Origin of the sequence: Paracidovorax anthurii (genome assembly GCF_003269065.1) — a bacterium.
Classification (GTDB): Bacteria; Pseudomonadota; Gammaproteobacteria; order Burkholderiales; family Burkholderiaceae_C; genus Paracidovorax; species Paracidovorax anthurii.
The window spans coordinates 106,148-116,248 of sequence record NZ_QLTA01000011.1 but is presented as its reverse complement, the minus strand read 5'-3'; the positions used below and the strand labels follow the sequence as shown (position 1 = coordinate 116,248).

General features: G+C 64.0%; 8 protein-coding genes. All 8 read right to left on the bottom strand.

Annotated elements, in window-relative coordinates; genetic code table 11:
• Positions 1 to 278, bottom strand: a 278-nt coding sequence (locus AX018_RS25430; protein WP_245951476.1) for a transposase, incomplete at its 3' end; no start/stop codon positions are given.
• Between the two features lie 105 nt (positions 279 to 383).
• Positions 384 to 803 carry a hypothetical protein gene (locus tag AX018_RS24695; RefSeq protein ID WP_146749257.1) on the bottom strand — a complete coding sequence of 140 codons (420 nt, stop codon included), beginning with the start codon at positions 801 to 803 and terminating at the stop codon, positions 384 to 386.
• Positions 800 to 1,063: an RHS repeat-associated core domain-containing protein gene (locus AX018_RS25995; RefSeq protein ID WP_211322391.1), complete on the bottom strand. Its 264-nt coding sequence runs from the start codon at positions 1,061 to 1,063 to the stop codon at positions 800 to 802. Before AX018_RS25995 ends, AX018_RS24695 begins: the two co-directional genes overlap by 4 nt.
• Positions 1,053 to 1,280: a hypothetical protein gene (locus tag AX018_RS24690; protein WP_170146208.1), complete on the bottom strand. Its 228-nt coding sequence runs from the start codon at positions 1,278 to 1,280 to the stop codon at positions 1,053 to 1,055. The genes AX018_RS25995 and AX018_RS24690 overlap by 11 nt, the downstream gene beginning before the upstream one ends.
• Before the next feature lie 119 nt (positions 1,281 to 1,399).
• The gene (locus AX018_RS24685) at positions 1,400 to 1,768 is read right to left on the bottom strand and encodes a hypothetical protein (RefSeq protein WP_146749255.1); all 369 of its coding nucleotides are present in this window, start codon (positions 1,766 to 1,768) and stop codon (positions 1,400 to 1,402) included.
• 14 nt (positions 1,769 to 1,782) lie between these two features.
• The gene (locus tag AX018_RS07940) at positions 1,783 to 6,129 is read right to left on the bottom strand and encodes an RHS repeat-associated core domain-containing protein (RefSeq protein WP_211322390.1); all 4,347 of its coding nucleotides are present in this window, start codon (positions 6,127 to 6,129) and stop codon (positions 1,783 to 1,785) included.
• Positions 6,130 to 6,955: 826 nt separating this feature from the next.
• The gene (locus AX018_RS07930) at positions 6,956 to 7,138 is read right to left on the bottom strand and encodes a hypothetical protein (protein ID WP_111876751.1); all 183 of its coding nucleotides are present in this window, start codon (positions 7,136 to 7,138) and stop codon (positions 6,956 to 6,958) included.
• Between the two features lie 2 nt (positions 7,139 to 7,140).
• Positions 7,141 to 10,095, bottom strand: coding sequence for a DNA topoisomerase III (locus tag AX018_RS07925; protein ID WP_111876750.1), 2,955 nt, complete (start codon positions 10,093 to 10,095; stop codon positions 7,141 to 7,143).
• Positions 10,096 to 10,101: the final 6 nt, after the last annotated feature.

The following is a 10,101-nucleotide window of genomic DNA, read 5'->3' as shown; positions in this document are numbered from 1 at the left end:
TAGCTCGCCCGATCCAGCAACTGGTACTCCATCTGCTCATCGGACAGGTTGTACAGCCGCTTCAACACCAGGATGCGCACCATGACCTCGGTGGGGTAGCTGGGCCGCCCGCCCTTGCGGCCATCGCCGCGCTCGATGAGCGCATCCACCAGCCGGGTCAGCTCCGCGAAATCGATGTGCCGCGCGATCACCTGCAACGGATCGCCCACCTCATCCCTCTTGTGCTGGCGCGAGGCCTCCGCGAACAGGTCGAACTTCAGCGCGCTGCGGGGAGTGATCATGGCTATGGCGGACTCAGGCGTTCTCGGTCAAAGACAGAGGGGCTGGGTTTTGAGAGGTTCCCAGATGTTGAACATCAGATTTGAGACTGCCTCACCTTGTGATTAATCGGATTTTTGCCTTATCGTCATGGAGGAAAATGACGCAAGAATCTGTGCGCCAAATATCGCGGTAATTTCCATTATTTCCATTTCCCCTCGATTAATGCATTCCAAGGCATTGGTTGCCACTGATAGCATTTTGCAATCACATTCATCTTCTGATCGTCCGGTGGTTAAATAAAAAACCGCTTGCCTGAGTTCATCCGTGCAACTCTCATGAGTCCAATGATTTACTTCATCAATGATATTGCTCTGACGAAATTCATTAATCAAGAGCTTGTCGACGTTGTGCATTTCTATAGCAACATCAGTGCCGCCCTTCAATGTAATGAATAGAGTAAGTTCTTTTCCATTTTTGTTGAGCCCTACCCCCACCAAACGACTTTCTATAAAACTCACAGAATCTCCAAGAATGGTTTTCATTTGCAAGCTTCATTATTTAAACTGCACCCACTCCGATCCCAGGAGGGACCGCAACAATAAGCCCCCTCTGTACCAAAATCTGCCCCCAACAGAGCGTTTTTTCCGCTAGGGTCGATGTATTTGACTGGGTTTGCATTTACGTATGCAAACCGATTCCATCCGCCCGCGAGCCCAATCGGGTCCGCCTGGATATACCTCCCCGTCCCCGCGTCGTAATACCGATGCAGGTTGTAGCTCAGCCCCGTCTCCTCATCCCACACCGGCCCTGGATACCGCAGGTCGAACCGCACCGATCAGGCCGGAAACCGTGGGCAGATAAATGACCTCGGTGCTCTCCATCTCCCCCGCCGGCGCTGTGCTGTTGCCGCTCCTGCGGTTGCCGTACTGGCCCAGCACCGTGCTGCCGATGCCGTCTTCGGCATACACCGTCTGCACCGTGGCTGCCGTAGCGCCCGCTCCGGCATCGCGCTTGAACACTCGTTGGCCCAGAGCATTCACCGCACTGCCGGTACTGAATTCCGGCCATGCGCTTGAACTTGCTGCATTTGAGTCATCTGTAGCGCTAAATCTCTCGGCACATAATCACTGACCAAAGTTCACTTCATCGCCACAAAACCAAAACCCGTGGCCTCCAGCCTCTTAAATCCGAGAATCGCATATTCATCATTCATACCAACTTCATAAGGCGCCCCCACAACCAACAACCCTTGATAGCCTATTGATTGAGCATCTTCGTTGTAATGATCATCCAGGGAGAAAATTATTCTCGATGCGGCAGACTTCATTTCCTCCCCCTGCCTTACGGGAAACCAAGTTATTGACACATCACCGCTATTTCTTAGAAATAATCTCTTAAACACCATGTTCTCCGGAACATCTGCAATCCATATGGGCATACAAAGCGCCAAAGCCTCTACCATCAGAGGACTATCAGAACTCAGAACCAGTGCCACAGTTTTTGTCATTCCAATACTCCCTGTCAATTGCATCCAGCCGGATTCTTTCGACCACGAGGCCACGGGGAAAATCCATTTTCAGGAACTTCTCTTGGACCTTGAGGGCCGCCCCAATTGTGAGGATGAGGCTGACCCTGACCGTGGTCATGATCCCAATCGATATCGACAGTCGGCCGTCCATCAGGACCATATAGTCGCTCTTGCCCACTTCCGGGATTGGTATGCCACTCCCAAGGTTTCCCACGGTTTGGAGTCTTCTCCTGATATATGTTTTGACTGGCCCACCATGCGCCCGCAATAACAGCAACCTCTCCAACATAGGGCAATGCAGGAATCAAACACAATGGGCATAAACCAACAGGATCGATTTTCAGAAGTGGATTCGCGTTCACATAAACAAAACGATTCCATCCCCCATCCAACCCAATCGGATCAGCCTGGATATACCGCCCCGTCCCCGCGTCGTAATACCGATGCAGGTTGTAGCTCAGCCCCGTCTCCTCGTCCCACACCTGCCCTGGATACCGCAGGTCGAACCGCACCGCTTCCCCATAACTACGGCCGCTGGCCTCGCCGCTTTGCGCATAGCCCGTCGCCCCGGTGGTCGGGTTCGCCTCTCCAAAGCCCGTGATCAGCCACTGCCACACCACCTGCCCTTGGGCGTTGGTCAGCCTTCGCGGCGTGTTCAGGTGATCCGCGTCGATTGCATATAGCCGCCCGTTGATCTGCGCCGCCACCGGCATCGGACCGGAGGCCGTGGGCAGGTAGATGATCTCCGTGCTGTCCATCTCCCCCGCCGGCGCCGCACTATTGCCGCTCCTGCGGTTGCCGTACTGGCCGAGCACCGTGCTGCCGATGCCGTCTTCCGCATAGACCGTTTGCACGGTGACCGCAGCGCTGGCGTTGGTGCCGGAGATGCGCGCATCGCGTTTGAAGACCCGCTGGCCCAGGGCATTGGTGGTGTATTCCACGGCCAGGGCGTTCTTGGGGTCGGCGTTCAAGCCTACTTTGGCGATGCGCCCATCCGCGCCGTAGTGCAGGTAGGCGTCGCCCTTCTTCGTGAGCGCCCCCGTGGCGTCCTGGGCATAGGTGATCTGGGTCGTGCGCGCCGCCGCCCCCGCCGGCGTGAAGGTTTCGCTGTAGCCCTTGAGCCGATTGCTGCCCGCCACCGGCTGGTACACCCGCTCCAGCCGGGCCGTGCCGGCCCCCGTGGCGCTGGTATGGAAGGCCTGCGTGCGGTTGCCGTTGGCATCCCACGCATAGCCGCTGGCCGTGGCCCCCACGGTGTCGCCCAGGCCCCAGCCCCGGGGCAGCGCCAGGCCCGCGGGCAGGCTGTGGGCGCTGGCCGTCAGCCGGCCTGCCGCGTCGTAGGTGAAGGCACTGGCCAGCACCGCCTGCTGCGCGGCCGTGCCGCTCGCCGCCGGCAGCATGTGCCGCTGCTGCAGTTGGGTGAGCCGCCCGGCGCTGTCCCAGGTGAGCTGGGGCAGGAGCCGGCTGGAGGCCAGCTGGCCCGCCACGGTGTAGCTGCGCTGCTCCTTCAGGCCGCTGGCCGCCCACGTCCAGCCCGTGGGCTGGCCCAGCGGGCTCCAGGTGATCCCCGTGAGCAGCGGCTGGCCGTTCCACTGCAGGCCGGTGAGCTGCCCCGTGGCGTCGTACTGCCGCTGCAGCCGCTTGCCGCCGGGATAGGCCATGGCGGCGATCTCTCCCGCTCCGGCACTGCCGCCCGGCACGTACTCATAGCCCACGGACCGCGTGTCGCCGCCGGTCAGGATCTGCGTCTTGGCCATGACCCGGCCGAGCCTGTCGTAGCGGTAGCGCGTGGTCACTCCAGGGTCTTGCAGTTCGCTCAGCGCGCCCGTGCTCGCCTGGGGCGCGCCGTCGGCGTTGTAGGCCGCGCCTGCCAGGTCGTAGCGCAGCACGCTTTGCCTGCCGTCCGCGAAGAGCAGCCGCGTCGTCCTGCCCAGCGCGTCGCGGGTCGCCCGGGTGGTGCGGGCCAGCGCATCCGTCCATTGGACGGCGCGCCCCATGGCGTCGTACTGGATGTCGGTGCCTCCCGCGTCCGCCGTGGATTCGCGCGTGGGGTTGCCGCGCAGGTCGTTGGCATAGGTGGTGGCCACGCCCGTGAAGTCGGTGGCCGCCTTCACCACGCCCAGGCCGTCATAGGCCAGCGAGGCGGATTTGCCGGAAGGGTCGGTGATCTTCGTCGCCTGCCCGAACGCATTGCGCTGGAAGGTGGTGCTCTGGTTCAGGGCGTTGGTCTGCGCGGCCAGTTCGCCATTGGGGCCATAGGCATAGCGGTCCCTGGAATCCCCCGCCTGCACGGTTTCGAGCTGGTTGAGCGCGTTGTATTGCTTTTGCTCCCTCCAGGCGATTGTTCCGGCGGCATCGCCGATCTCCGTCAGGACGACGTTGTTGAAGCCGTCGTAGGCATGGCGCCCCCAGGCGCCGCGGTTGTCCTTCCAGCCGGACAGCCGGTGGGCGTCGTCGTAGGCGTAATCCACGGCGTACCCCGAAGGCTCGCTCTTCCTGGAGAGCTTTCCGATGGCGTTGTACTCGTAATTCCAATACAGGCCGGCCGTCGCCACCTGGGTGACGAATCGGCGGGGATCGGCGCCCGTCTCGAATTCGTAGCGGACGCCGTTGGGCAAGCCCATGAGGTAGAGATAGCCCTCCTGGCGGAAGTACGACGTGGTCTGCCCCAGCGCATTGGTCACCTCCGTGGGCCGGGGGTCGGGCGGATTGGGATAGTTGTAGGTGGTCTTGAAGCCGTTCGCATCGGTGGCGGACAGCAGCAGCCCGCCGCTGTACTCCCAGCTCCGGGTCACGGCCCTGGAAGCGCCCCCGGGCTGCACGGCGTCATAGACGCGCTCGCCGATCAGGTTGCCCAGCGCGTCGTAGGTGTATTCGGTCGCCCGGTTCGCCTCCCGCCGTTTGACGGGCAGGCGGAACGATGCGTGCCACTCCGTCTGCACAGACCGCTCATCGGCCGTGCCGGCGGCGTGCGTGGCCAGGGTCGGCAGTTGCCGGCCCTCGTCCCACACGTAGACGTTTTTGCGCCCCGCGAAGTCCTCTTCCGTGGTGATGAGCCCCGCGGCATTCTGGGTTCGGCGGGTCACCGGGGCATACGCCAGGGCCGGGACTGCCGACGCCCCGGTAATGGCCAGCGCCCCGTTCTGGTAGCTGAAACCGAATTCACGGTTCTTGCCCTGAGCATCCTTCACCAGCGCCCGGCCCGCGCCGATCGCCGAATAATCGAATTCATGCGCCAGCGCATCACCCGCGTGGGCGGCTTTCAGGGTGCGCCCCGCATCGTCATAGGCAAAGCTGGCGAACCGGCGGCCGTTCTCGTCGATGATGGCAGTCAGCAATAACGGGAGCTGGGCATTCTCGTAGGTGAATCGTTTCGTATACCGCCCGTCCAGGCTCACGGATTCCAGGCTGCCGCCGGCATAGGTGTAATAGGTCCTGAGGCCGTTCGGGTTCGAGATATTCTTGATGGACCCATCGTCATTGCGCTCGATGTTGATCGCTTTGCCGAAATGGTTCCTGATCGTCATCAGGCGTCCATTCTGGTAGCCGTAGGAAATCACCCAGCCGTTGCGGAACTGGCGGCTCAGGATCTTTCCGGCACTGTCGAATTTCAAGACGGAATCGTCGGCGGCATATTTGACGGTCCAGCCGCCATTGGCCTGGGTCATCGCATCGCCCGGTTCGCGCGGCGTCCATGCGCCGGAAGCGCCCTGGCTGAAAGAACGCTCCAGGCCGTCGCCGAAAAGCACGGTCGCGGCGCCGCTGGCCACCTTCAATTCGATGGCGTGGTTATGGCTCCACTGCGCTCCCAGCCCGTGGTTCGACCGGCCCGGGCCCAGCGCCCAATGGCTGCGGTAGATGCGCACGAAATCCAGGCCCGCGCCTTGCGGGTCCACATAGTCCACCTGTTCCTGAAAGTTCTCGCCCGTGGCGGGGATCACCGGATCGCCCATGCACATGCCGTCCTGCCCGCCCGGAAACAGGGATAGCGGAACGATGCGGTCCGTGGGGGGCGGCGGCGGCGGCGGGGTTGGGGGCGCCGGGGGAGGCGGTGGCGGCGGGGGTGGTGGTGGAGGCGGCGGCGGGGGTGGCGGCGGAGGCGGGTCCAGCAACTCCTTGCGGGCACACCATCCGCTCAGGGGATCGCGGAGGTAGGGGTTGTCGGAGCCCTCCCATTTGCAATAGCAATAGTACTGTTGCGTGTCGGCGCGGTACCCCGCCTGGCTCATCACCCATTGCCTCGGGTTATCGGGATACAGCGGATGGTCGTTGACCGATTTATTGCAGACGGGAATGATCTGGAAGCCGAACTCCACCCCGCAGGGCGCCCAGGTCTCCATGCATTTATCGGAATATTCCAGTGTTGCGGGGCAATATCTATACTTGTCGGGAGTTCCTCTGGAACTCATGTTGGCACAAGTCCCCTCCATATTCTTCGACAATACCTTGAAGCGGTCATCGCTCAGGCCCACGTCCACCCCGTACCCCAATGGCAGGCTCCGGTCCACGCCCTGCGCATAGGCATACCCGAATGCGGTCGCGGCAAGAAGAACCCCTGTTATCTTTATATTGATTCCCATATTCCCTCAAGAATGCTCAATGGTTAAATGAAGAACGCCGCTGGCGTTATTGGGCCAAAGCACGCCCTTCGGCTGGATCTATTTCCCAGCCGCAGAATTTCTCAGCCATATTCAATTCGCCGCGATGCTATACGGCTTCTCTTTTGGCTCCGAGAGCGGCTTGCAAATTGTTACTTCAGCCGTGCTCGTGCCTTGCGGGCGCACTTGCGCCCTCATGGGCTTGCGCCGAATGGATCGAGTCCCGTCCGGGTCGCAGGGTCACCGCCATCCAGGCAGCCGCACGCCCGCCCAAGAGGCTCACCCCTGATGCGGGGGTGCAATCGCCACGCCCCATCTGACCCACGCGCTGAGTTCGGGACTTTGGGAGAGGCGCCCATCCAAGCGGCAGGCGCGCGCAGCGCCTGCCGTCGATCACCTCAGTTTTCCATGGCGCTGCGCATCACCCGCAACGCATGCAACCGGCGCGGCCCAGGCCAGCGGCCGCCGCGCAAGGGCCGCCCCGCCGCGCTGGCGGCGTCCCCCTCCCGCATCGCATCGCAAGGCGAGAGAGGGGGAAGGCGCGAAGCGCCTCAGGGGGTGTCTTATGTCAGCGCGAGGACCGCACCGACCCCACGCCCGCGTCGATGGTCCCGAACACGGTGATGCCGCTCTCGCCCTGCTGGCTGTTCTGGTCATCCGAGCGGGCCGATTTGCCCGCCGTGGCGCCGCAGCCGGCCAGGGCGGCGGTGCAGGCCAGGGTGGCGAGCAGGATGCGTGCGGTTCTCTTCATCGTCATTCACCTCCGAGGTGCTTGCCCAGGATGCCCGCCAGCTCGAACATGCCCACGCTGTCCTTGCCGAACACTTCGCGCAGCTTGGCGTCGGCCACGATGGTGCGCTTGTCCTTCGGGTCCTGCAGGTTGTGGGCCTTGATGTAGTCCCACATCTTCTTCACGGCCTCGGGGCGCGCCACGGGCTCGGTGCCGATCACGGCGGCCAGGGCGGGGCTGGGGGCCTTGCCGGTGGCGGGGCTGGCCTTGCGGGGGGCTTTCTTCGCAGCGGCCGTGGCGGATGCCTTCACGGCCGGCTTGGAGGCTTTTGCGCCGGAGGTCGCCGTCTTTGCTGCGCGGGATGCTCCTTTTTTCGCAGCAGCGCCGCTGGCGGCGCCGGCGGTCTTGCGCGGCGGGTACTTGCTCTCGCGCTGCTCGAATTCGAAGTTCACCTTGCCGGCCTCCTTGTCCCAGGCCAGGAAGGCCTTGAACGCGCGGCGGGTGCGCATGCTGACGAACTTGTCGAGCAGGTCGGTCTTGCCGGTGGCGAGCAGCTTGGCCATCTGCGCGCGCTCCACGGGCTGCTGCAGGATGACCTTGCCGCTCTTGAAGGTGCAGCTCGGCGTGGGCTGGGCGGCGGTGGGCACGGCCTTGCTGCAGACGTAGTTGCTGCCGTGCTCGTGCACGGGGGCGCCGCAGACGGGGCACGGGCCCAGGGGCTCGTCGGCAAATTCGACCAGCTCGCCCGATTCCTCGCCCGCGCGGTCGTCGCCGAAGTCGAACTCCAGCTTGAAGTTGCCCGCCTCTTCGTCGCGCACGATGGCCACCTCGGCGGTGAAGGGCCAGCCGGCCTTGGAGCGGAAGCCCTCCAGCGGGCCGATGCGGCGCTCGCGCAGCAGGGCCTCGGCCTCGGCGGGCTCGAAGGTGCGGCCCGCGGGCGATTTGGTGAACGAGAAGCCGCAGCCGGCCGAGTGCCCGTCGGTGCCCGTGCAGGCATAGCGGCGGTAGTTCTCCTTGACCACGCCGCCGCAGTTGGGGCACGGCGTGGCCAGCGTGGCGTAGTTGCCGGGGATGGTGTCGCGGTCGTATTCCTTGGCCTTCTTGACCATGCGCTCGGTCATGGCGGCGATCTGCTGCATGAAGGCCTCGCGGCTGAGCTGGCCCTTTTCCATCTGGGCGAGCTTGTATTCCCACTCGCCGGTGAGTTCGGCGCGCGAGAGTTCTTCCACGCCCAGGCCGCGCAGCAGGGTCATGAGCTGGAAGGCCTTGGCGGTGGGGATCAGCTCGCGGCCCTCGCGCAGCATGTATTTTTCGGTGAGCAGGCCTTCGATGATGGCCGCGCGCGTGGCCGGGGTGCCCAGGCCCTTTTCCTGCATGGCCGAGCGCAGCTCTTCGTCTTCCACCTGCTTGCCGGCGCTTTCCATGGCGCCGAGCAGCGTGGCTTCGGAGTAGCGCGCGGGCGGCTTGGTCTTGAGGGCCTTGGGCTCGGCGTATTCGGTGTGGGCCATCTCGCCGGGCCGCACGGGCACCAGCGGCTGGCCCTTGTCGCCTTCCTTGCCGCCCTCGACCTCGTTCGCGGCCTCCTTGCCGTAGATGGCGAGCCAGCCGGGCTTGACCAGCACCTTGCCCTCGGTCTTGAAGCTGTGGCCCACCACCTGGCTGATGCGGGTCGTGACCATGTATTCGGCGCTGGGGAAGAACACGGCCATGAAGCGGCGCACCACCAGGTCGTAGAGCTTCTGCTCGGCCTCCGAGAGGCCGCTGGGCGCCTGCGTGGTCGGGATGATGGCGAAGTGGTCGCTGACCTTGCTGTTGTCGAAGATGCGCTTGGTGGGGCGCACGTAGTTGTCGTTCAGCGCCTGCTGCGCGTAGGGCGCGAGGTGGCGCATGCCGCTGGTGGCCAGCATGCCGAAGGTGTCCTTGGCCACGGGCAGGTAGTCTTCCGGCAGGGCGCGCGAGTCGGTCCGCGGGTAGGTCAGGGCCTTGTGGCGCTCGTAGAGGCTCTGGGCCAGGGCCAGCGTGGTCTTGGCCGAGAAGCCGAACTTGCCGTTGGCCTCGCGCTGCAGGCTGGTCAGGTCGAACAGCAGCGGCGATGCCTGGGTGGTGGGCTTGCTTTCCTCGGTGACGGTGGCCGCCTTGCCGCGCACGGCGTCGGCGATCTCGCGGGCGCGCTCGAAGCTCCAGACACGGTCGGAGCGGGCCTCGGGGTCGTCGCCCTTCTTCTTCCACTGCGGGTCGAACCACTTGCCGAGGTATTCGCCGGCCTCGGCGTGGAAGCCGGCGTGGATTTCCCAGTAGTCGCGGCTCACGAACTGGCGGATCTTTTCCTCGCGCTCGACGACCAGCGAGAGCGTGGGGGTCTGCACGCGGCCCACGGTGGTGAGGAAGAAGCCGCCGTCGCGCGAGTTGAACGCCGTCATGGCGCGCGTGCCGTTGATGCCCACGAGCCAGTCGGCCTCGGAGCGGCTGCGCGCGGCGCTGGCCAGGCCCTGCATCTGCTGGTCGGAGCGCAGGTTGTCGAAGCCGTCGCGGATGGCCTGCGGGGTCATGGACTGCAGCCAGAGGCGCCGCACGGGCTTGCCCAGGGCCCCCTTGGCACCGCCGGCGTACTGCTCGATGAGGCGGAAGATCAGCTCGCCCTCGCGGCCCGCGTCGCAGGCGTTGATGAGGTCGGTGACGTCCTTGCGCTTGGCGAGCCGCACCACCGCGCCGAGGCGGCTCTTGGTCTTGTCCACCGGTTTGAGGTCGAAATACGGCGGGATCACCGGCAGGTGCGCGAAGCTCCACTTGCCGCGCTTGACGTCGAATTCCTCGGGCGCCTGGATCTCCACGAGGTGGCCCACGGCGCTGGTGACGACATAGCGGTCGTTCTCGAAGTGGTCTTCGTGCTTGTCGAACTTGCCCGCCACGGGGGTGAGCGCGCGCACGATGTCCTGCGCCACCGAGGGTTTTTCTGCGATTACCAGGGTCTTGGTCATTTTTTG

Coding starts and splice junctions, on each gene's coding strand:
- AX018_RS07940 (WP_211322390.1), bottom strand. CDS start 6,129: ATGGAGACCTGGGCGCCCTGCGGGGTGGAGTTCGGCTTCCAGATCATT.
- AX018_RS24685 (WP_146749255.1), bottom strand. CDS start 1,768: ATGACAAAAACTGTGGCACTGGTTCTGAGTTCTGATAGTCCTCTGATG.
- AX018_RS07925 (WP_111876750.1), bottom strand. CDS start 10,095: ATGACCAAGACCCTGGTAATCGCAGAAAAACCCTCGGTGGCGCAGGAC.
- AX018_RS24695 (WP_146749257.1), bottom strand. CDS start 803: ATGAAAACCATTCTTGGAGATTCTGTGAGTTTTATAGAAAGTCGTTTG.
- AX018_RS07930 (WP_111876751.1), bottom strand. CDS start 7,138: ATGAAGAGAACCGCACGCATCCTGCTCGCCACCCTGGCCTGCACCGCC.